This window comes from Paenibacillus sp. sgz302191, from assembly GCF_057749925.1.
Window position 1 is genome coordinate 108,589 of sequence record NZ_JBYLHY010000006.1, and the last position, 23,268, is coordinate 131,856.

Here is a 23,268-nt window from a genome sequence, read left to right on the forward strand (position 1 = left end):
CCCTTAAGCATGCACAGGCATGGCACGGGAGGAGAAGTTGACCGCTTCAAGCATGTTGCAGAGCGCGCGGACCGTGTCAAGCGACGTCATGCAGACAACGCCGTTCTCCACCGCTTCGCGGCGAATGCGGAAGCCGTCACGCTCAGGCGTTTTGCCCTTCGTCAGCGTGTTCACAACGAACTGCGCCTCGCCGCCACGGATCAGGTCGAGAATGTTCGGCGAGCCTTCGCTCAGCTTGTTCACTGTCGTTACCGGGAGGCCGGCTTCTTCCAGCGCTTTGGCCGTTCCGCCTGTGGCGATAATTTTGTAGCCGAGACGGTAGAAACCTTTCATGATTTCAATCGCCTCGTCTTTATCTTTGTCCGACACCGTTACGACGACCGAACCTGCAGCAGGAATTTTCATGCCTGCGCCGATCAAGCCTTTGTACAGCGCCTTTGCAAAGTTCGTATCGCGGCCCATCACTTCGCCGGTCGATTTCATCTCCGGTCCGAGCGTCGTGTCCACGCGGCGCAGCTTCGCGAAGGAGAACACCGGCACTTTCACGGATACGTAGTGGTCTTCCGGCCATAAGCCGCTTTCGTAGCCCATATCGGCAAGCTTTTGCCCCATGATGACCCGGGTTGCCACATTCGCCATCGGAATGTTCGTCACTTTGCTCAGGAACGGAACCGTTCTGGACGAACGCGGATTCACCTCGATCACATACACTTCATCGTTGAAGATGACGAACTGGATGTTGACCAGTCCTACGACTTTCAGTTCGAGCGCAATTTTTGTCGTAATATCGATAATCTTCTGTTTAATTTCAGCGGAAACCGTCTGCGGCGGGTAGACGGCGATCGAGTCGCCGGAGTGTACCCCTGCACGTTCGATATGCTCCATAATGCCCGGGATCAGAACCGTTTCCTTGTCACAAATCGCATCGACTTCGACTTCTTTGCCGAGCATGTAACGGTCGATCAGAACCGGATGCTCCGGATTGATTTTCACCGCATACTCCATGTAGCTGAGCAATTCTTCGTCGGAATAGACGATTTCCATCGCGCGTCCGCCGAGGACGTAAGAAGGGCGAACGAGCACCGGATAGCCAAGTCCTGCGGCAACGCCTACCGCCTGATCGACGGACGTTACCGTACCGCCCTGCGGCTGCGCGATTTGCAGCTTGCTCAGCAGCGCTTCGAATTTTTTCCGGTCTTCAGCCGTATCGATGCTTTCGAGGTCGGAACCGAGAATGCGCACACCGGCTTTGTCCAGCGGGGCCGCCAGATTGATCGCGGTTTGGCCGCCGAATTGCACGATGACGCCGATCGGATTTTCGCGCTCGATCACGTTCATCACGTCTTCGAAGAACAGCGGCTCGAAGTACAAGCGGTCTGACGTATTAAAGTCCGTAGACACGGTTTCCGGGTTGTTGTTGATAATGACCGCTTCATAGCCGGCGGCTTGGATCGCCCACACCGCATGCACGGTGGAGTAGTCGAACTCGATGCCTTGGCCGATACGGATTGGACCGGAGCCGAGCACGACGACTTTCTCCTTGTTCGTTTCCGTTACTTCGTCCTCTTGCTCATAGGTCGAATAGTAGTAAGGCGTCGAAGCTTCGAACTCGGCCGCGCAAGTATCTACCATTTTGTACACAGGCTTGATGTTTTGCTGCAAGCGGTGAGCGCGCACTTCCGCTTCTTTCGTAAACGATGTGCAGCCGGCAAGCGTGCGGATTTCGGCGATAGCCCGGTCCGTAAACCCTTTGCGCTTCGCCTCCAGCAACAATGCCGCGGAAAGATCGGATTTGGCGATTTCCGCCTCATATTTGATCATGCCGGCCAGTTTGTTCAGGAACCACCAGTCGATTTTCGTCAAGTCTTGCAGCTGCTCGACCGTGTAGCCTCTGCGGTACGCCTCAGCCAGAAGGAACAGGCGCTCGTCGTCCGGCTTTTGCAGGCGAAGCTCCAGCGATTCCTTATCCAGCAAATCCGTTTCTTTCAGGAACAAACGGTGCACGCCGATTTCCAGAGAGCGGATCGCTTTATGAATCGACTCTTCGAAAGTGCGGCCGATGGCCATTACTTCCCCTGTCGCTTTCATTTGCGTGCCGAGCTTGCGGTTTGCCGCCGTAAATTTATCGAACGGCCAGCGCGGAATTTTCGATACGATGTAATCCAGCGTCGGCTCGAAGCAAGCGTATGTTTGCCCGGTTACCGGGTTGACAATTTCGTCCAGCGTGTAGCCGATGGCGATTTTAGCCGCCATTTTGGCGATCGGATAGCCCGTCGCTTTGGAAGCGAGCGCCGAGGAGCGGCTTACCCGCGGATTCACTTCGATGACATAATATTGGAAGCTGTGCGGATCGAGCGCAAACTGCACGTTGCAGCCGCCTTCGATGTTCAGCGCGCGGATGATTTTCAGCGATGCGGAACGGAGCATCTGGTATTCGCGGTCGGACAGCGTCTGGCTCGGAGCCACGACGATGCTGTCGCCCGTATGGACGCCAACCGGATCGAAGTTTTCCATGTTGCACACGACGATGCAGTTGTCGTTCGCGTCGCGCATCACTTCATACTCGACTTCTTTCATGCCGGCGATGCTTTTTTCTACGAGACATTGACCGATCGGACTGTAGCGAAGCCCGGATGCGACCGTTTCGCTCAATTCCTCAATAGAATTGCAGATACCGCCGCCTGTTCCGCCAAGTGTGTAAGCAGGACGTACGATAATCGGAAAGCCGATTTCACCGGCAAAATCAAGCGCTTGTGCTACAGTCGTCACGATGACGCTGTCAGGCACCGGCTGCTCCAGCTCTCTCATCAAATCGCGGAAAAGGTCGCGGTCTTCCGCTTTTTCAATCGCGGTCAGTTGGGTGCCGAGCAGCTTCACATTCTCGCTTTCCAGAACGCCTGCGCGAGCCAGCTCCACAGCCATGTTCAGCCCCGTCTGGCCGCCCAGCGTCGGAAGCAGCCCGTCAGGACGCTCTTGGCGAATGATTTGCGTTACGAAATCAAGCGTAATCGGCTCGATATATACTTTGTCGGCCATATTCGTGTCGGTCATGATCGTGGCCGGGTTGCTGTTGATCAAAATAACTTCCATGCCCTCTTCTTTCAAAGCCTGGCATGCCTGCGTTCCCGCATAGTCGAACTCGGCGGCTTGGCCGATAACAATCGGACCGGAGCCGATCACGAGAATTTTTTTGAGCGTATTATTTTTTGGCATACTGCAGTTCCCCCTTGTCCGCTGTCTTTGCTGCTTGCGCCTTCCATTCCGCCAACATTTGCGCCTGGCGCGGCGGCTGCGGGTTAGCCAGCTTGTGTTCCCGGATCATCGCGATAAAATCGTCGAACAAATAGCTCGAGTCAAATGGACCCGGCGCCGCTTCCGGATGATACTGAACCGAGAAAGCCGCATGCTTTTTATGTCTCAAACCTTCGATCGTGCGGTCGTTATTGTTAATGTGCGTCACGTCAAGGTCCGTTCCGGCGATGGAATCTTCCTTAACTGTGTAGCCATGGTTTTGCGATGTGATGTAGCAGCGTCCGGAAATCAGATCTTTAACCGGATGGTTGCCGCCGCGGTGGCCGAATTTCAGTTTCTCCGTATCGGCTCCGCAAGCGAGCGCGAACAGCTGGTGGCCAAGGCAAATGCCGAAGATCGGGAATTCGCCGAGCAATTCTTTAATCATTTGCACCGCGTGAGTCACATCTTTCGGGTCCCCAGGGCCGTTGGACAGCAAAATGCCGTCCGGCGCCAGCCGGCGAATTTGCTCGGCCGTAGCGTCTTGAGGCACGACGACGACGTCGCAGTCGCGTTTGCTCAAATCGCGGATAATGCCGCTTTTGGCGCCGAAATCGACGAGCACGACGCGCTCTTTGTGGCCTGGTGCTCCGTAAACGCTTTTGGTGGACACGCGGGACACCTGGTCTGTCATCAGAGGCGTCGCTTTGAGCATTTCCGACAGCTCGGCAACCGATTTATCGGATGTGGTGAGCAAAGCTTTCATAACGCCATGATGGCGGATTTTGCGGGTCAGCATGCGGGTGTCGATGCCGCTGATTCCGATGATGCCGTATTCTTTGAGCAGGCTGCCGAGCGTGTATTGCGCTCTCCAGTTGCTCGGGATTTCTTCATGCTCGCGAACCACAAACCCGTGAATGAACGGGCGCACGGACTCGAAATCGTCCCGGATTACGCCGTAGTTTCCGATAAGCGGATACGTCATCGTCACGATTTGGCCGCAGTACGACGGATCGGAAAGCACCTCCTGATAACCGGTAATCCCTGTATTGAATACAACTTCTCCGACCGAGTCACCCTCGCTGCCGAACGATTTGCCTGTAAAAAGGGTGCCGTCTTCCAGCAACAATCTTGCCTGCATGTTTCTTCAACTCCTTCGTTATGTTCGAACGATCCATGCGAACCGTCAATGATCTGCATAAATAAAGATTCTTCTGTATAAATATACACGAGTTTCCGCTCGCCGTACAGTGCTTAGGACCAAACAACTTTTCCCGCCGCAATCGTAACAACCGGCCAGCCTTGCAGCTTCCAGCCGATAAACGGCGTATTTTTGCTTTTCGATACGATCTCTTCTTTGCGTACTTCGCGCTCCTCTTCGAGATCGACGATCGTTACATCCGCCGCGGCGCCCGGTTGGAGCTTGCCGTACGGAAGGCCGAACACATCGGCAGGTCTCGCCGTCATCCGGTCGATCAGGAAGCCGAGCGTCCAGCGGCCGGTCAGGACGAACTTGGTGTACAGCAGCGGGAACGCGGTCTCGAAGCCGAGAATGCCGAACGGCGCAAGCTGCATGCCCTTCTCTTTCTCTTCCTCGCTGTGCGGCGCATGATCGGTTACGATGATGTCGATCGTGCCGTCTTCCAGCCCTTCGATCACAGCCTGTACATCGCGCGGCGTACGCAGCGGTGGGTTCATTTTCCAGTTGGCGTCAAGCCCTGGAATATCTTCATCGGAAAGCACGAGGTGATGCGGGCATACCTCGGCGGTCACTTTGATCCCGAACTGCTTCGCGTGGCGGATCAGGCGAACCGACTGCTCGGTGCTGACATGGCACACATGGTAGTGAACCCCGGTCGCTTCGGCCAGCAGCACGTCGCGCCCTACATGAATCGCCTCGGACTCGTTCGGAATCCCCTTGAGCCCGTGCTTCCGGGCGAACGCGCCTTCCGTTACCGGCGCGCCCTCGACGAGCGTGTTATCCTCGCAGTGCGCGATGATCGGCATGCCGAGCGATGCGGCCAGCGCCATCGCATCTTTCATCATCTGCGCGCTTTGCACGCCGACGCCGTCATCCGTGTAGCCGATGACGCCGGCTTCCTTCAAAGCGGCGAAGTCCGTGAGCTCGCGGCCGAGCTCGTTTTTCGTAATGCAGCCGTACGGCAGAACGCGGACGACGCCTTCGGTTTGCGCCTTGTCCAGTATGTAATTCACCGTATCCGGCGTATCGATGACCGGCCGCGTGTTCGGCATGCAGGCAATCGTCGTGAAGCCGCCTCTGGCCGCCGAGCGCGTTCCTGTCGCAATCGTTTCTTTATGCTCAAAACCCGGCTCGCGCAGATGGACGTGCATATCGATGAATCCCGGGGCGACCAGCTTGCCCGCCGCGTCGATGACCGTATGTCCTTCCGTGACCGGAGCCGCTGCGCTTTGGGCGTCCAGAACCTGGACGATCGTATCGTTCTCGATGAAAATGTGCTGCTTAACTCGCTCGTTATCGGCGTTTACCGTCCATCCGTTCAGTATCCAAATTCCCATTGGTAAGCCTTCCCCCTGTTCTATGATAAAGCCCGCTCGATGACCGCCATGCGGATCGGCACGCCGTTTGCGATTTGCGTAAAAATTTTCGATTTCTCATGTTCGACCAGTTCGTCGTCGATCTCTACGTTCCGGTTCACCGGAGCCGGATGCATAATGATCGCATGCGGCTGCATGCGGCCGGCCCGCTCCGCAGTCAATCCGTACTGCTCGCGGTACTCCTCCGCCGAGCGGATTATGCCTTTGTCGTGGCGCTCCAGCTGCACGCGGAGCATCATCACGACGTCGGCCTTAAGCGCTTCTTCGAAGGATACGTACGGCGCGTACTCGCCAAGCTCCCGCGCCTGCATATTGTCCGGCGCGCAGAACTTCACGTTCGCGCCGAGCGCCCGCAGTCCCCACAGGTTCGAACGGGCGACCCTGCTGTGCAAAATATCGCCGACGATCGCAACCGTCAGCCCCTTGATGTCGCCGAAATGTTTGCGCATCGTGTACAAATCAAGCAGCGCCTGCGTTGGATGCTCGTTATTGCCGTCCCCCGCGTTGATGAGCGGCACTTTGATTTTTTCCGCCAACTCCTGCAGAATGCCGGTCGGCTTCAGGCGGATGACTCCTGCGTCGATGCCCATCGACTCCAAAGTCCGGACGGTATCGTAAATGGACTCGCCTTTTTGCACGCTGGATTCCGCAGCCGAGAAATTCAGCACCTCCGCGCCAAGCCTTTTTTGCGCCAGTTCGAAAGAGAAACGGGTTCGCGTGCTGTTTTCAAAAAAGAGGTTCGCCACGAATCGGCCCTGCAGCTCTTTCGTCACCTTCGACGGATGCTGCTCCCAGTAGGCGGCGCGATCCAAAATGCCGGTGATCTCCTGTGCGTCAAGCCCTTTCAGACCCAAGAAATGTTTCGTCGTTTGTACGCCCGCGATGCTCATTCCTGTTTCCCCCTATGCTGTAAAATGATCACTTGATCCTTATTGTCAATTTCCGTCAACTGCACTTCAATCTTTTCGCTTTTCGAAGTGGGAACGTTTTTGCCTACATAATCGGGCCGGATCGGCAGTTCGCGGTGCCCTCTGTCGATCAGTACGGCCAGTTGTATCATCTGCGGCCGGCCGAGGTCGATCAGCGCATCCATCGCCGCCCTCACGGTGCGGCCCGTGAACAGCACGTCGTCGAACAGAATCACTCTTTTATCCTGGATGTGCAGCTTGCCGCCTTCCTGGACGTTGTCCACCGACTTCACCTTAATCCGGTCGTCGCGGTACGAAGTGATGTCGATTTCCCCGACGGGAACCGGCACGCCCTCGATGTCCAAAATCCGCTCCGCCACGCGTTTGGCCAAATAAATCCCTCTGGTCCGAATTCCGATCAGCGTGCACGTCTCTACGCCTTTATTCTTTTCCAGTATTTCGTGCGCAATCCGCGTCAACGCTCTGCGAATTCCCATTTCGTCCATAATGCTGTGTTCAGCTGTCTCGTCCATCCAATCCGCCTCCCAAAAAGTTTTGCACCGGCAAAACTCGCTTCGTAAGCTTCAGCTTGCAGAGAAACTAAAAAACTCCTCGCCATCGTTCGGCAAGGAGTTACTTGTGCGCACGCAGAGACAGACCGGGGCATGAGGGCATATGCATCCCTCAAGCTTATCACATGGACGAACCACCTGTTCGCCCGCGTGCCGTCTTCTCGTTACGATTACCTTGCCAGCCTCTCTGGACTGTTTTTAAAGGTACTTATTCATTTGATAGAATTATGCCATTTTCGACATGAGAAGTCAACCATTAAATACCTAAAGGGCCAGGCGGACTCCGTCCGGCATATCCTGTATTTGCTTAGCAGCCTTTATGATCTTGCAAAAGCAGTTTCTCCAGCGCTTTCAATCCGGCGCGGATTTGCTCGCGGTCTTCTTCGCCGACCTGTTCCATGCGTGCGGCCAAAGCGGCATCCAGCAGCATGGGGCGCTTGTGCAACAAATACGATTCGACATTTTTAGTCATATATATCCGTATAAACCGTTTGTCGTTTTCGTCCGTGCGCCTTTCGACCATGTTCTTTTTCTCCAGCCTGTCCACAATGCCCGAGATCGTGCTGTGCGCAAGCCCGAGCTTCTGGCTCAACTGCTTCAGCGACAGGCCCGGATGGTGGTTTACATGATTAAGAACGGCACCCTGCACCAGCGTTATGCTTTCCTGCTCTCCGTCCTGGTCGACGGAACGTTCCACACATTTTATATATTTGAACAGTCTGGCCACTGTCGTACGGATATATGTAGCGTCTTCTTCTATTCTATACATGCAAAATCGATCCCCTTCCGAGTAAAGAAACCTCTTATTGACAAAAATGATTATAGCACATACCATATATTTCGTATACGACATATCGCACACGTTATATTCTTTTCGAATTTTATTCATTATTTATGAAGGGAACGATGAGCACATTATGTTCCAACTGTTTCGCTATTTGAAGCCGTATAAGTTTCAAGTTGCCGGCGTCATCGCTTTCATGCTGCTTCAGTCGCTTGCCCAGCTGTATTTGCCCACCCTGCTCGCCGACATCGTCGACACCGGCGTCGTGAAGGGGGATATTCCGTTCATCCTGAAATTCGGGGCCTACATGCTGTTCGTCGCTCTGGGAGCCACGATATGCGTTTTTATCGCCAGTTACATGCTCGCCAGAACCGCGACAGGCTTCGGCCGGGATTTGCGGCGCAGCGTGTTCGCCCATGTCGAAAGCTTTTCGCTTGGCGAGTTCGACAAGCTCGGCACTTCCTCTTTGATTACTCGCACGACCAACGATATCGCGCAGGTCCAGCAGGTCATCGTGATGCTGCGCATGTTTATCGGAGCTCCTGCGATGCTCGTAGGCGGCGTGATCATGTCGATATACAAAGACGCCAAGCTCGCTCTGGTCATTATCGCCGTCATTCCGATTCTAACGTTCGCAATCATCGCCATTATGCGTAAAGGCATACCGCTTTTCAAAGCGATGCAAGTCAAAATCGACCAGATCAATCTCGTGCTCCGCGAGCATTTGACAGGCATCCGCGTCATTCGCGCGTTCAACCGGACGGACAACGAAAAAAAGAAATTTGAAAAAGCGAATCTCGATTTTACGCAAACCGCCGTCAAAGTGAACATTCTCATGTCTACGATGATGCCGCTGATGATGCTCGTATTTAATTTGGCCGTCGTCGTCATCCTCTGGTTCGGGGGCATCCGGATCGACCAGAACGACATGCAGATCGGCGATTTGATCGCGTTCATCCAATACGCCATGCAGATTATGTTCTCGATGTTTATGATGACGATGATTTTCGTCATGATTCCCCGGGCATCGGCGTCGGCCATCCGCATTAACGAAGTGCTCCGGACCGAATCGGCCATCAGCAGCGCTGCGGACGCCCTTCCGTTCGCGCAAAACCGCAATCGGGGGCTCATCGAGTTTCAGGATGTGACCTTCAGCTATCCCGGCGCCGAGCAGCCGGCTATCCGGGGTTTGAGCTTCCGCGCCGAGCCGGGGCAAGTGACCGCGATTATCGGCGGAACGGGCTCCGGCAAGTCGACCCTCCTGCATTTGCTGCTGCGGTTCTACGATGCCGAGAGCGGCCGTATTGCGATTGACGGGGTCCCTATTCAATCTTTGCAGCTCGCAAGCTTGCGCGAAAGCATCGGCTACGTGCCGCAAAAAGCCGTCCTTTTCTCCGGCACTGTTGCCGACAATATCCGTTTCGGCTGCGAGACCGCGTCGGACGAGGAAGTGAAGCAAGCCGCCCGAACCGCACAGGCCGACGAGTTTATTGAACATATGCAGGACGGCTATCAATCGCTCATTTCCCAAGGGGGAACGAACCTGTCCGGCGGTCAAAAACAGCGCCTGTCGATCGCCCGCGCGTTGGCCAGAAAGCCGGGCATCTACGTGTTCGACGACAGCTTCTCCGCGCTCGATTACAAAACCGATGCCAAACTGCGCAGGGCGCTAAAAGAAGAAATCACGCACGCCACGATGCTGATTGTCGCCCAGCGGGTAAGCACGATTATGGACGCAGACCGGATCATTGTGCTTGAGGACGGACAAATGGCGGGCATCGGAAGCCATGACGAGCTGCTGCGCACCTGTAAGGTATACCAGGAAATCGTCGCCTCTCAGCTTTCGGAGGAGGATATCGCATGAGTGAAAAACGCAAAGCAAACGAATCGTCCGCAGGAGTCGGGCCGGCGCATTTCGGGCGCGGCGGCATGGGCGGTATGGGCAGACCCGTACAAAAGGCCAAAAACTTCAAAGTTACGCTGCAGCGGCTGCTCGGCTACATGAAGCCTTACCGCCTGCAGCTGGCACTTGTGCTTCTGATGGCGGTTCTCAGCACCCTGTTCAGCATTATCAGCCCGAAGCTGATGGGCAACGCAACGACCAAGCTTTTCGAAGGTTCCATGGAAAAGCTGAAAGGCATCGCAGGCGCAGGCATCGATTTTAACGCCATCGCCCAAATCGTGATCCTGCTTGCCGTTCTGTATGTGCTTAGCGCTCTGTTCGGCTATTTTCAGCAGCGCGTTATGGTTACCGTCACGCAAAAAATCGTCTACGATTTGCGCGAACAAGTTAACGACAAGCTTGCCCGCGTGCCGCTCTCCTTTTTCGATTCGAAGAGCCACGGCGATGTGATGAGCCGCGCCACGAACGATGTCGACACGATCAGCTCCACGCTCCAGCAAAGCTTGACGCAGCTGATTACGTCGATTGTAACGCTGCTGGGCATTATCGTCATGATGCTGACGATAAGTCCGCTTCTGGCGCTCGCAACGATCGCCACGCTTCCGCTCAGCATTTATTGTACGAAGTTCATCGCCTCCAGGTCGCAAAAGCATTTTGCCGGCCAGCAAAAAAACCTTGGCGCACTGAACGGCCATGTCGAGGAAATGTTCACCGGACATACGATCGTCAAAGCTTTCGGCCACGAAAACAAATCGATCGAGCGATTCAACGAAATTAACGAAAAGCTGTATCAGTCCGGTTGGAAAGCGCAATTTATATCCGGTCTGATCTTTCCGCTGATGAGCTTTATCGGCAATATCGGCTTTGTGCTGGTCAGTGTGATCGGCGGAATTATGGTGACCCACGGTTCGATCAAAATCGGCGATATCCAGGCTTTCATCCAATATTCCGGTCAGTTCGGCATGCCCATCACCCAGGTAGCCAACATCGCCAACGTTATCCAGTCCACCATCGCGGCGGCGGAGCGCGTATTCGAACTGTTGGATGAACCTGAGGAACAGCAGGATGCCGCCGACGCCAAATCCGTTGCACATGTCTCAGGACGGGTGCAATTCGAAAACGTCAAGTTTGCCTATAAGGAAGATACGCCGCTGATTACCGACATGAACATCGACGTGCAGCCCGGGCAGACGGTTGCCATCGTCGGACCGACGGGCGCAGGCAAAACGACGATCGTCAACCTGCTCATGCGCTTTTACGAGCTGCAGAGCGGCCGCATCGCCATAGACGACGTCGACTCGCGGCAAATGACGCGCAGTCACCTGCGCGGGCTGTTCGGCATGGTGCTGCAGGACACCTGGCTGTTCAACGGGACGATCCGCGACAACATCGCCTACGGCCGCGAAGGAGCGACCGAAGAGCAGATCGTGAGCGCAGCCAGGGCGGCTTACGCCGATCACTTTATCCGCACGCTGCCGGAAGGATATGATACGGTTTTGAACGAAGAGGCTTCGAACATATCGCACGGCCAGAAGCAGTTGCTGACGATCGCGCGTGCCATACTGGCCGACCCGCCGATTCTCATTTTGGACGAAGCGACGAGCAGCGTCGATACGCGGACCGAGGTTTCGATCCAGAGGGCGATGAACAACTTGATGCAGGGCCGCACCAGCTTTGTGATCGCCCACCGCCTGTCCACGATACGCGACGCCGACCTGATACTCGTCATGAATCAGGGGGCCGTCATCGAACAGGGCACGCACGAACAGCTCCTGGCGCAAAACGGCTTCTACGCCGAACTGCACAACAGCCAATTCGTCCACGCTGCAGCCAATCCGAACGCCGGATAGTCCGGGTGGCGGATTGCGGGCTGCATGTTTACACGGCAACACGCGTGCTTCTCCCGGTGCGTTGCGCGTGCACGGGGCGGGTCGCATGTTCGCGCGGCAACATGCGTGCTTTTCTCGGCGCGTTGCGCGTGCACGGGGCGGGCTGCATGTTCGCGCGGCAACACACGTGCTTCTCTCGGCGCGTTGCACGTGCGCGGGGCGGGCTGCATGTTCGCGCGGCAACACGCGTGCTTCTCTCGGCGCGTCGCGCGTGCACGGATGGCGGGTCAGCCCTCGCCCCCACCCTACGCCTCTCCTGCACGGGCTGCGGCGATGAAGCAGAGGGCACTAGACGGCTTGGCTAGGGAAAAGCCTGCAAAAGTGCAGGTTTTTCCTTAAAAACGGTTCGTTTTGGCGAAAAGCCTGCGATTGTGCAGGAATTTTCGATGAAAACGGTCCAGAACCCCAGTTCGTGACGAAAAGCCTGCACATTTGCAGGAATTTTTCGTTGCCGGCGTATCAACTGGGCAAAAACTGTACTTTTGCAGGTTTTCTTTGCTCAACCAGGCAACAGGTTAGGTGCTGAAGCAGAGGCACTAGGCGGCTTGGCAGGGAAAAGCCTGCAAAAGTGCAGGTTTTTTCCTTAAAAACGGTTCATTTTGGCGAAAAGCCTGCGATATAGTGCAGGAATTTTCGGTGAAAACGGTCCAGAACCCCAGTTCGTGACGAAAAGCCTGTACATTTGCAGGAATTCTTCGTTGCCGGCGTATCAGCCGGGCAAAAACTGTACTTTTGCAGGTTTTCTTTGCTCAACTAGGCAGATTTGTGCGACCGGCTTTGGCGTGTGGGTTTCCGGGCAGACTGACGACTTTTCGCGGGTTTTCTGCGCATTGACAGCATTGGCGGCGTTGACAGCTCTAGCTGTACTGATCGCATTGGCTGTACAGGTTGCAATGGAAACACTTGCAGCGTTGATAGTGTTGGCAGCATTGGTAGTGTTGGCAGTATTAGCAGTATTAGCAGTATTGGCCGCAATGGCGCACTGGTGGCGTTAGCGGCATTCGCAGCATTGGCGATGTTGCCGGCACTGGCCGCATTGGCGGTACTGGCGGTATTGCCGTTTTCGGCCGCACCGCCCCGCATTAGCTGCACTTGACTGCACTGGCCGCATTGGCAACACCAGCAACATCGGCTGCGTTGGTATACGCACCGTAAGGACAATCTCAACCCTGACGCTCTGTTGTCAGGGTTGCTCTTTTATAATAGAACGTGAGCAATTCATCCGGCGGTCCTTCGCAAGTTACGTCTCGAGACCGAGGAGCCGGACTGGTCTTCGCATGTACAATGAGGGACGTGGAGAAATGAAAGTAACGCGCACGCAACGCATATCAAAGGAGTGACAAGTTCAATGACAGCAACGCAAAACAAAGTAGGTTTCATCATCGCGGGCCTGCTGCTTTCGATTCTGATGTCTTCGATGGACAATACGATCGTCGCAACGGCTATGGGAACGATCGTCGCCAAGCTCGGGGGCTTCGACAAGTTTATTTGGGTAACGTCGGCTTACATGGTAGCCGAGATGGCCGGTATGCCGATTTTCGGCAAGCTGTCCGATATGTATGGCAGGAAGCGGTTTTTCATATTCGGCATGATCGTATTTCTGCTCGGTTCCATCCTGTGCGGGACCGCTCAAAGCATCGTTCAGCTCAGCATTTACCGCGCCATTCAAGGTATTGGCGGCGGCGCGCTGATTCCGATTGCGTTCACGATTATTTTTGACGTGATTCCGCCGGAGCAGCGGGGCAAAATTACCGGTCTGTTCGGCGCAACTTTCGGGCTGTCCAGCATATTCGGGCCGCTGCTCGGCTCCTACATCACCGATTACATCGACTGGCGCTGGGTGTTCTACATCAACCTGCCGCTCGGCATACTGTCCTTCATCTTCATTGCCGTCCATTACAAAGAATCGCCGATCCACTCGAAACAGCGAATCGATTGGCTTGGCGCAGCAACACTCGTCGGGGCGGTCGTCTGCCTCATGTTCGGTCTTGAGCTAGGAGGCAACAAATACGCTTGGGACTCGCCGCCCATTCTCGGTTTATTTGCCGGCTTCGCCGTTCTGCTGGTCACATTTCTGTGGGCGGAGACGAAAGCCCAGGAGCCTATTCTCTCCTTCTCCATGTTCCGCGACCGCCTGTTCGGCGGCAGCACGCTGGTCGGGCTTTGCTACGGCATCGCTTTTATCGTATCGACGGTTTACATCCCGATCTATATACAGGGCGTAGCGGGCGGAAGCGCGACGAACTCGGGCCTGATCCTGCTGCCCATGATGCTCGGCGTCGTGGCCTCAAGCCAGATCGGCGCCGTCCTGGCCGGTAAATTCGGCTACCGCAACGTTATGCTCGTCTTCGGCGCTATTTTCCTGATCGCCATCATCTTGTTGACGACGTTGACGGCATCCACTCCGCGATGGCTCATTACCGTCTACATGGTGATCGCCGGCTTCGGCACAGGCGCCTCCTTCTCCGTGCTGGGCATGGCCGCCATCCATAACATGAGCCCGCTGCAAAGAGGCTCGGCCAACTCTACGCTCTCCTTTGTTAGGGAGCTTGGCATGGCGCTCGGCATTACCGTATACGGCATCATCCAGCGCAATAACTTCACGCACAAAATGGCCGACGCGCTGGGCGGGACCGGGCCAATGCCGGCCGGGGCCGCGAGCGATCCGCGCGCCCTGCTCGATCCGCAGACGAGAGCGCAAATCCCGACACCGGTTCTCGATAAAATTACCGGCATACTCTCTTCTTCCATTACGCACGCTTTCACCTGGGCGATCGTCCCGGCCGTATTTGTGATCGTGTTCATGTTCTTCCTTACAAACGACAAGATCGGCACTGCCGGACAAAATAAAAAACAAAGCGCAGCCTGACGGTCGCCGGCGGTTCCCGATCCCGGGAGCCGCATTTTTTTGGCTTGTCCATACAAACGCATTGGCTGAAACGCTCCCTTTCTGATAATATAGGAGAGTCAACCCAAATCAATAAGGAGATGTCAAACATGAGTGAAATGAACACCCTGGAAATTATTCAATTTATTAAAGAAAGCAAAAAAAAGACTCCTGTTAAAGTATATGTAAAAGGAAACCTGGATTCCATCGACTTCGGTGAAGGCTCCCAGTCCTTCGTATCAGGCGGAAGCGGCGTCGTTTTCGGTGAGTGGAGCGTCATTCAGCCCGTTTTGGAGCAAAACAAAGCGCTGATCGAAGATTATGTCGTTGAGGCCGACCGCCGCAACTCCGCGATTCCGATGCTTGACCTGAAACCGATCAATGCCCGCATCGAGCCAGGCGCGGTTATCCGCGACAAAGTGCACATCGGCGACAATGCGGTCATCATGATGGGCGCCCTCATTAACATCGGCGCTTCCGTTGGCGACGGCACGATGATCGACATGAACGCAGTGCTTGGCGGAAGAGCGCAGATCGGCAAAATGTGTCACATCGGCGCAGGCGCAGTCGTAGCAGGCGTAATCGAGCCGCCTTCCGCACAGCCGTGCGTCATTGAAGACGATGTGCTCGTCGGAGCCAACGCGGTCATTCTGGAAGGCGTCCGCATCGGCAAAGGCTCTGTCGTTGCCGCCGGAGCCGTCGTCACGCAGGATGTCGAGGAATATACCGTCGTAGCGGGCGCGCCAGCCAGAGTGATCAAAAAAGTGGACGACAAAACGAAGTCCAAAACGGAAATTTTGCAAGATCTTCGCACGCTGTAAAGCACTCTGGGGGGATTCGCCATGCATAGCCCATTTATCGAACTGCGCAGGCAGCTCCATCAAATTCCGGAGCCCGGCTTTCAGGAATTTGAAACGCAGCGGCTGCTTTTGGACTATTTGGCCGGCCTGCCTCAGGACAGAATGACGATCCGCACTTGGCGTACCGGCATTCTGGTTCATATCGCGGGGACTGCTCCTTCGAAGCGGTTCGGGTATCGCGCGGATATGGACGGGCTGCCTATAACGGAAGAGACTTCTCTTCCGTTCCCTTCCCGGCATCCGGGTTATATGCACGCTTGCGGCCACGACCTGCACATGTCCATCGGTATGGGCGTTGTTTCCCATTTTGCGCATCATCCGATGAAAGACGACCTTGTCGTGCTCTTCCAGCCTGCCGAAGAAGGTCCCGGAGGCGCTTTGCCGATGCTTGCCGCCGAGGAGCTGCAGGACTGGAAGCCCGATCAGATCGTAGCGCTGCATATAGCGCCGGAGTATCCCGTAGGCACGATTGCCACGAAGCCGGAAATTTTGTTCGCCAATACGTCTGAACTTTTCATCGACCTGCTCGGCAAAGGCGGTCACGCCGCTTACCCGCATCAGGCGAACGATATGATCGTAGCGGCTTCGCAAATGGTCGGCCAATTGCAAACGATCGTGTCCCGCAACGTGAATCCGCTCGATTCGGCCGTCATTACGATCGGCAAAATGGAAGCCGGCACGAAGCAAAACATCATCGCCGAGAAAGCCCGCCTGGAAGGGACGATCCGCACCCTGTCCGCCGCCTCCATGGCCAACGTCAAAAAACGGATCGAAGCCGTAGCGGCCGGGATCGAAGGCTCGTTCGACTGCCGGGTGTCCATCAACTACGGCTCCAACTACCGCCAGGTGTACAACGATCCGCCGTTGACGCTGGAATTTATGGAGTGGCTGCGCGGCAGCGGCAAAGCCAATCTCGTGGAATGCACGGAAGCGATGACCGGCGAAGATTTCGGCTACTTTTTGGAGCAAATCCCGGGCTTCATGTTCTGGCTTGGCGTCGAAACGCCGCATGGACTGCACCACGCCAAAATAGAGCCCGACGAACGTGCTATCGGCATCGCCATCGAGACGATCACTTCGTATTTGCTGTACAAATCGAGCCAGTCATAAAGCGAAAAAAGCCTCCGCAACCACCGGTGTAGAACCCGTGTCGGTGCGAAGGCTTTTTTTTTACCACATAAGAATGTTTAAGTTCTTACAGCGCTAAAGCGTGTAGAACGGCATTCTTATTGGCGAATAAACCTACCTCTAAACGCGGTCGCTCATCTTCGAACGACCTCGATAGAGGTTTATCTCATTTCAGCTTGCCGACAAAACGCTCCAGACGGTCCAGCGATTGCTCCAGCACTTCCTGCGAATACGCGTAGGAAATGCGCATGTAGCCTTCCCCGTATGAGGTGAACGCATCGCCCGGTACGACTGCGACTTTCTCTTCCTGAAGCAGCCGCAGCGCAAACTCTTCCGATTTCAGCCCGAATCTGGCGATGGAGGGGAACAGGTAAAAAGCCCCCTTCGGCTTTTCCAGCTCGAAGCCCATCGCGATCAGCCGATCGTACACATAGTCTCTGCGGGCTTCGTAAGCTTGCCGCATCGGCAGCGCGTCGTCCACACCGTTCGTCAATGCTTCGAGCGCCGCATATTGGCTTACCGAACTGGCGCATGTCACGTTATACTGATGAACCTTGACCATATGCCCGGTCAAATATGCCGGAGCAAAAACAAACCCGATCCGCCAGCCTGTCATCGCATGAGACTTGGAAAGACCGTTAATGACAATCGTCTTCTCGCGCAGCTTGCCCATCGCAGCGATGGACCGGTGGCTGTCCCCGTAAATCAGCTCGCTATAAATTTCATCAGATAAAATAAATAAGTCCTTATCTTCCAGCAAATGAGTCAGCTCCGTGAGTTCCTGTTCCGAAAGCACATGTCCCGTCGGATTGGACGGATAACAGAGGATCACGCAGCGCGTGCGCTCTGTAAGATGCGGCTCCAGCAAATCCGCTGTACATTTCAAACCGTTCGCGCGCGTATCCACATAGACCGGAACGCCCCCTGCCAGCCGGATTAACGGCTCGTAGCCCGGGTAGATCGGCGCCGGGATAATGACTTCCGCACCTGGCGTAAGAATGGTGCGCAGGGCGATATCGACGGCTTGGCTCGCCCCGACGGTCACTATAACTTCATCGGCCGCCCGGTAGTCCAGGCCGTATTTATTCCGGACGAAGCGGGACGCCGCTTCGCGCAGTTCCGGCAAGCCGGGATTGGGCGTATAGACCGTCTTGTTTTGCTCCAATGCTTGCTGTCCTGCTTCGATAATATGCCGCGGAGTCGGAAAATCCGGCTGGCCGATCGTCAGCGTCAGCGCGCCGGGAATCGTGCTTACAAGATTGGAAATTTTGCGGATGCCCGATATTTGAATTTCCTTCACTTGCGGATTGATTAAATGTTCCATCCGTTTCTCCCCTCTGCCTATGGAAACGCTGCGGCTTCCTTACTTTAAGGTATGGATCAGATGCTCCATATCCGCAGGAAGCGGCGCTTCGAACTGCATCGTTACCCCTGTTCGCGGATGCACGAAACCGAGTACCGCGGCATGCAGCGCTTGGCCTTCCATCAGCATTCCCTTGCTTTTGCCGTACATCGGATCTCCGACGAGCGGGTGGCCGATGAATTTCATATGAACGCGAATCTGGTGCGTTCTCCCTGTCTCCAGCTTCAGCTCGACGAGCGTGAAGTCCCCAAAACGCTCCAGAACGAGAAAATGCGTGACCGCGTGCTTGCTGTTTTTGTCCGTCACGGTGTACATCTTGCGGTCGTGGGAATCGCGCCCGATTGGAGCGTCGATCGTGCCGTGCTCATGCTGAATGGTGCCGTGAACCAAGGCGATATATTTGCGGTTGACGGTGTGAGCTTTCAACTGCTCGGCGAGGCTTGCATGGGCTTTGTCGTTTTTGGCGGCCATGATGAGGCCCGACGTATCTTTGTCGATGCGGTGTACGATGCCCGGGCGCAGCTCGCCGTTGATGCCCGACAAATCCTTGCAGTGATACAGCAAGGCGTTGACCAGCGTGCCGGAATAATGTCCCGGCGCAGGATGAACGACAAGGCCCCGCGGCTTGTTGATGACGATCACATCGGAATCCTCATAGACGACTTCCAGCGGGATCGGTTCGCCGGTCAATTCCGCATCCGTCGGCTCCGGAATCGTGAGCACGATATGATCGTTCTCCGACAGCTTGTAGTTCGGCTTGACCGGCCGGCCGTTGACCGCCGCGTGCCCGTCCTTCAGCCATTGCTGTACTTGCGTCCGCGAAACTTCTTCTTCCAACGATTCGGTAATGAATTTATCAATGCGTTCACCCGTGTACTCGGCCGAGACGCTCCACTCCGCCGGATCAGGTGAGGTCTGGTTTGTGCTCATGTCCGGCTCCTTTTTTCTCTCTTCTTGCCGTCAGTATGGAATCCAGGAATATCAGGATGACCCCGATCACGATGGCCGAATCCGCAAGGTTGAAGATCGGATAAATATAATAGATCGCCTTGCCGAACAACGAAAAGTCAAACGTAAATTGCAGAAAATCGACGACTTCCCCGAACAGCGCGCGGTCGAGAAAATTGCCTAACGCCCCGCCCAGCAGCAGGCTTAGCGCAAATGAAAGCAGGCCCTTGCCCTCGCGAATCGTGCGTCTGATATACCATAGAATCCCTATGACGACAACTAGTGTCACGATAATGAAAAACCATCTTTGATTTTGCAAAATGCCGAAGGCCGCTCCGCGGTTGCGATGAGAAGTGATGACGAAAAATTCTCCGATCACCGAGCGTTCTTCGCCGAGCGGAATCTTTTGTACGATAACCCATTTGGTAGCCTGATCGAGCAAAAAAACGATAAGCGCGTAAATATAATATTTCACTTTATTTCCTCCTAGGTCCCTGATATACAAGGAATTACCTCACTAAAAAAAGCTTCCGTTCGGAACTATAACGTTATGGAACACCTGTAGGAAAGGAGCTGTACTTATGAACCATTTAACCGAGCAGCAAATTCGCGAATTGCATCTGCAGCTGTTGGAGGAAAAACTTGATCTCGAACGGCATTTCGACCGGAACGGCAATTTCGGTTTGTCCAGCTCTTTTATCGAAAATACCGGCGAACTGTCCATGTACGACAACCATCCCGGCGACATCGCTTCGGAAATTTACGAGCGCGGGAAAGACATTTCACTGAACGAACATGCCGGATTTCAGCTTATGCAAGTTGACGAAGCGCTGGAGCATATGGACAAAGGCGATTACGGCCTATGCGTTTTTTGCCAAGCTCCTATTCCATTCGAACGGCTTCAAGCCATTCCGACTACCGTATACTGCATCCGGCATGTGCCGGATCCTCACGAGTCCGAACGCAGACCTGTCGAGGAAAAGCTGCTTTCCCCACCGTTCGGCAGAACGAGTCTGGACGAACTTGACGGGCAAAACCAGTTCGACGGCGAGGACGCGTGGCAAATCGTGGAAAGTTGGGGAACTTCCAACACTCCCGCTTTTGCCGAAGACCCGAATGTCGACGACTATAAGGACATGTACATCGAAGCCGACGAACACGAAGGTTTTGTCGAATCGTTTGAAAGCTTCGTAGCGACCGACTTATACGGCGAACATGTGACGATCGTCAGAAGCAAAGCGTACCGGGACTACATGAGCAGCGGCGAAGGCGGTCCTCTGCTCGAACTCGGACCTGATGCAGAGAACGTGGATGACCAAAATTGAACAGGACAAACGAGCTTCGCCGCCGGCGTCAGCTCGTTTGCTTCTTTGTCCCGCTACTCGTGATAATGAGCGGCAACAACCTCACTGCATCGGACGCAAAGAGTCGGATGCTCTTTATTTTGCCCAACTTCAGGAGTAACTATCCAGCAGCGCTCGCACTTCTCGCCTTCCGCCACAGTTACCTGAATCGTGACATCCTTCGCCGCATACCCGTCCTGCGGCTTCGGAGCCGACGGCTCGTGGACAGTCACGGCGGAAACGATAAACAATTGATCGAGCTGCTCCAGCCTGCTCAGCAGGCTGTGAACGGCCTCGTTCGGATACAGATGAACGGTCGCCCCCAATGAATTGCCGATCACTTTCTCTTTGCGCGCTTCTTCCAAAGCTTTCAGCACTTCGTCGCGCACATCGAGGAAGCTGTTCCACTTCTCTTCCAGCTCCGCATCATACAAATCCGCCTGCACTTCAGGCAGCTCGGCGATCTGCACGCTGCTCAATCCCGCTTCAGGAATGTACTTCCAGACCTCATCCGCGGTATGCGGCAAAATCGGCGAAATTAATGTTGTAATTGCCGTAAGCGCGTCATACAGCACCGTTTGGGAAGCTTTACGCGCGGCATCGTTCGGCGCGCCTGCGTACATGCGATCCTTGATGACGTCCAGATAGAACGAGCTCATCTCGACGGCGCAGAAATGATGAATCACCTGATAGACAACGTGGAATTCGTAAGCCTCATAGGCTTTTACCACTTTGTCGATCATACGGTTTAAACGAATCAGAGCAAACCAGTCCAGCTCGGACATTTGCTCCGGAGCCACACGGTCGGCAGCCGGGTTAAAATGGCTCAAGTTGCCGAGCAAGAAGCGCAGAGTGTTGCGGATTTTGCGGTATACTTCCGTCGTCTGGTTCAAAATGTTATCCGAAATCCGGTGATCGGATTGGTAATCGACGGAAGACACCCACAGCCGGAGAATATCCGCTCCGAGCTTGTTGCAAACCTGGCTCGGATCAATCGTGTTGCCGATCGATTTGGACATTTTGCGGCCTTCGCCGTCAAGCGTAAAGCCGTGGCTTAAAATGCCTTTGTACGGAGCCTGTCCGCGCACGGCAACGCCGGTGATCAGCGACGAGTTGAACCAGCCGCGGTATTGGTCGGAGCCTTCCAAATACAGGTCGGCCGGCCATTGCAGCTCCGGACGGGTCTCCAGAACGCCGGCATGGCTGGACCCGGAATCAAACCATACGTCCATAATGTCCGTTTCCTTGCGGAAGCGGTCATGGCCGCATTTGGCGCATACCGTTCCTTCCGGCAGCAGCTCATGCTCGTCCTTGATGAACCACGAATTCGAGCCTTCCTTGGCGAACAGCCCGGCCACATGCTCAATGGTCTGCTCGTTGACCAGCGGCTCGTTGCAGCTGCGGCAGTAAAAAATCGGAATCGGCACGCCCCATGTGCGCTGCCGCGAAATACACCAATCGCCGCGCTCGGCGATCATGTTGTGCAGCCTGACTTCACCCCAGTTGGGCGTCCATTTGACCTTTTTGATCTCATCCAGCATCTCCTGCCGGAATTTATCGATCGAAGCGAACCACTGCTCCGTCGCACGGTAGATGACCGGTTTCTTCGTCCGCCAGTCGTGCGCGTATTGGTGCTTGATTTCGCCCGCTTTCAGCAGCAGACCCGACTCCTGCAGCATCTCGACGATGACCTTGCTGCCTTTTTCATAAAAAAGCCCTTCAAAACCGGGTGCTTCCGCCGTAAAATGGCCCTGATCGTCCACCGGGCAAAGCACGCCGATCTGGTAGCGCTGGCCGATGACGAAGTCGTCCTCGCCATGTCCCGGAGCGGTATGCACGCAGCCGGTACCGGCTTCAAGCGTGACGTGCTCGCCGACCATGACGAGAGATTCCCTGTCATAAAAAGGATGCTTGCACGTTACATACTCCAGTTCGCTGCCCTTGACGGTAGACAGCACTTCGTAGTCCGTCCAGCCAATCTCCTTGGCGGCCGTTTCCAGCAGCCCTTGCGCCAGCACATACTTTTTGCCGGCCGCCTGCACGACCGTGTAATCAAATTCAGGGTGCAAGCTGATGCCCAGATTGGCCGGAAGCGTCCATGGCGTCGTCGTCCAGATGACGATGGAAGCGTCCTGCGGCAGTTTGCCTTTGCCGTCTTGAACCGGGAACGCGACATAAATCGAAGTCGATACTTTCTCTTTGTACTCGATCTCGGCCTCGGCGAGCGCGCTTTCCGACGACGGAGACCAATAAACAGGCTTCAGGCCTTTGTAAATGTAGCCTTTTTGCACCATTTGGCCGAATACGCGAATTTGCTGCGCTTCGTACTCCGGCTGCAGTGTAATATAAGGATTTTGCCAATCGCCCCGGATGCCCAGGCGCTGGAATTGGCTCTTTTGCTTGTCGACCCATTGCAGCGCATACTCTTTGCAGTACTCGCGGAACTCGTGTACGGACATTTTTTTGCGGTCGACTTTGCCGTTGTTGGCGATCGCCTGTTCGATCGGCAGCCCGTGCGTGTCCCAGCCCGGAACGTAAGGCGCGTCGTAGCCCTGCAGCGTTTTGAATCGTACGATAATATCTTTCAGCACCTTGTTCAGCGCATGTCCGATATGAATGTCACCGTTCGCATACGGAGGCCCGTCATGAAGCACGAATTTCGGCTTGCCTTTGCGGCTCTCCCGAACTTTCGCGTAAATGTCCTCGGCTGCCCACTGCTCTTGAATTTTCGGCTCCGCCTGAGGCAGATTGCCTCTCATCGGAAATTCGGTTTGCAATAAATTCAATGTTTTTCCGTAATCCATTCGTTCCACTTCCTTTAGAAATTTCAACTGCCCACAAACAAAAAAAGCTCCCATCCCCAAAGGGACGAGAA

General features: G+C 55.0%; 17 protein-coding genes and 1 other annotated feature (1 of these 18 only partly in view). Of the genes, 7 read left to right on the top strand and 10 right to left on the bottom strand.

Translation table 11 applies throughout. The features are described from left to right. Nucleotides 1-3: 3 nt before the first annotated feature. From carB to AC3G2T_RS10820, 6 genes are all read right to left on the bottom strand, one after another. Nucleotides 4-3,213: a carbamoyl-phosphate synthase large subunit gene (carB, locus tag AC3G2T_RS10795; RefSeq protein ID WP_488435440.1), complete on the bottom strand. Its 3,210-nt coding sequence runs from the start codon at nt 3,211-3,213 to the stop codon at nt 4-6. Further along, nucleotides 3,200-4,372, bottom strand: coding sequence for a carbamoyl phosphate synthase small subunit (locus AC3G2T_RS10800; RefSeq protein ID WP_488435441.1), 1,173 nt, complete (start codon nt 4,370-4,372; stop codon nt 3,200-3,202). The genes carB and AC3G2T_RS10800 overlap by 14 nt, the downstream gene beginning before the upstream one ends. Nucleotides 4,373-4,485: 113 nt before the next feature. Then, the gene (gene pyrC, locus AC3G2T_RS10805; protein WP_474684404.1) at nt 4,486-5,769 is read right to left on the bottom strand and encodes a dihydroorotase; all 1,284 of its coding nucleotides are present in this window, start codon (nt 5,767-5,769) and stop codon (nt 4,486-4,488) included. Between the two features lie 20 nt (nt 5,770-5,789). Further along, on the bottom strand, nt 5,790-6,698 hold the full coding sequence (locus tag AC3G2T_RS10810) for an aspartate carbamoyltransferase catalytic subunit (protein ID WP_474684405.1): 909 nt from the start codon (nt 6,696-6,698) through the stop codon (nt 5,790-5,792). Beyond that, nucleotides 6,695-7,249, bottom strand: coding sequence for a bifunctional pyr operon transcriptional regulator/uracil phosphoribosyltransferase PyrR (gene pyrR, locus AC3G2T_RS10815; protein ID WP_474684406.1), 555 nt, complete (start codon nt 7,247-7,249; stop codon nt 6,695-6,697). Before pyrR ends, AC3G2T_RS10810 begins: the two co-directional genes overlap by 4 nt. A gap of 346 nt (nt 7,250-7,595) precedes the next feature. After that, nucleotides 7,596-8,057, bottom strand: coding sequence for a MarR family winged helix-turn-helix transcriptional regulator (locus AC3G2T_RS10820; protein WP_474684407.1), 462 nt, complete (start codon nt 8,055-8,057; stop codon nt 7,596-7,598). A gap of 148 nt (nt 8,058-8,205) precedes the next feature. Here AC3G2T_RS10820 and AC3G2T_RS10825 point away from each other — a divergent pair, with 148 nt between their 5' ends. The 6 genes from AC3G2T_RS10825 (at nt 8,206) to AC3G2T_RS10850 (ending at nt 16,721) form a co-directional block, all read left to right on the top strand. Then, entirely contained in the window at nt 8,206-9,936 is a 1,731-nt protein-coding gene (locus AC3G2T_RS10825; RefSeq protein ID WP_488435442.1) for an ABC transporter ATP-binding protein, read from the top strand. Then, entirely contained in the window at nt 9,933-11,825 is a 1,893-nt protein-coding gene (locus tag AC3G2T_RS10830; protein WP_488435443.1) for an ABC transporter ATP-binding protein, read from the top strand. Before AC3G2T_RS10825 ends, AC3G2T_RS10830 begins: the two co-directional genes overlap by 4 nt. Before the next feature lie 737 nt (nt 11,826-12,562). Continuing rightward, nucleotides 12,563-12,859 (top strand): hypothetical protein, encoded by a 297-nt coding sequence (locus AC3G2T_RS10835; protein WP_488435444.1) that lies wholly within the window; start codon nt 12,563-12,565, stop codon nt 12,857-12,859. 353 nt (nt 12,860-13,212) lie between these two features. After that, nucleotides 13,213-14,733: an MDR family MFS transporter gene (locus AC3G2T_RS10840; RefSeq protein ID WP_488435445.1), complete on the top strand. Its 1,521-nt coding sequence runs from the start codon at nt 13,213-13,215 to the stop codon at nt 14,731-14,733. Nucleotides 14,734-14,861: 128 nt separating this feature from the next. After that, nucleotides 14,862-15,572 (top strand): 2,3,4,5-tetrahydropyridine-2,6-dicarboxylate N-acetyltransferase, encoded by a 711-nt coding sequence (gene dapD / locus AC3G2T_RS10845; protein ID WP_474684413.1) that lies wholly within the window; start codon nt 14,862-14,864, stop codon nt 15,570-15,572. A gap of 21 nt (nt 15,573-15,593) precedes the next feature. Beyond that, the gene (locus AC3G2T_RS10850) at nt 15,594-16,721 is read left to right on the top strand and encodes an N-acetyldiaminopimelate deacetylase (RefSeq protein ID WP_488435446.1); all 1,128 of its coding nucleotides are present in this window, start codon (nt 15,594-15,596) and stop codon (nt 16,719-16,721) included. 184 nt (nt 16,722-16,905) lie between these two features. Here AC3G2T_RS10850 and AC3G2T_RS10855 read toward each other — a convergent pair whose 3' ends face one another. The 3 genes from AC3G2T_RS10855 to lspA are packed head-to-tail and all read right to left on the bottom strand — an operon-like array spanning nt 16,906 to nt 19,525. Further along, nucleotides 16,906-18,063 carry an aminotransferase A gene (locus tag AC3G2T_RS10855; protein WP_488435447.1) on the bottom strand — a complete coding sequence of 386 codons (1,158 nt, stop codon included), beginning with the start codon at nt 18,061-18,063 and terminating at the stop codon, nt 16,906-16,908. Nucleotides 18,064-18,102: 39 nt separating this feature from the next. Then, nucleotides 18,103-19,032 (bottom strand): RluA family pseudouridine synthase, encoded by a 930-nt coding sequence (locus AC3G2T_RS10860; protein WP_474684416.1) that lies wholly within the window; start codon nt 19,030-19,032, stop codon nt 18,103-18,105. Further along, nucleotides 19,007-19,525 (bottom strand): signal peptidase II, encoded by a 519-nt coding sequence (gene lspA / locus AC3G2T_RS10865; protein WP_474684417.1) that lies wholly within the window; start codon nt 19,523-19,525, stop codon nt 19,007-19,009. The genes AC3G2T_RS10860 and lspA overlap by 26 nt, the downstream gene beginning before the upstream one ends. 106 nt (nt 19,526-19,631) lie before the next feature. Here lspA and AC3G2T_RS10870 point away from each other — a divergent pair, with 106 nt between their 5' ends. Beyond that, entirely contained in the window at nt 19,632-20,375 is a 744-nt protein-coding gene (locus AC3G2T_RS10870; RefSeq protein WP_488435448.1) for a TraR/DksA C4-type zinc finger protein, read from the top strand. 53 nt (nt 20,376-20,428) lie between these two features. Here AC3G2T_RS10870 and ileS read toward each other — a convergent pair whose 3' ends face one another. Continuing rightward, the gene (gene ileS, locus AC3G2T_RS10875) at nt 20,429-23,197 is read right to left on the bottom strand and encodes an isoleucine--tRNA ligase (protein ID WP_488435449.1); all 2,769 of its coding nucleotides are present in this window, start codon (nt 23,195-23,197) and stop codon (nt 20,429-20,431) included. A 57-nt stretch (nt 23,198-23,254) separates the two neighbouring features. Beyond that, nucleotides 23,255-23,268, bottom strand: a binding site (T-box leader); it runs 235 nt beyond the window's last position.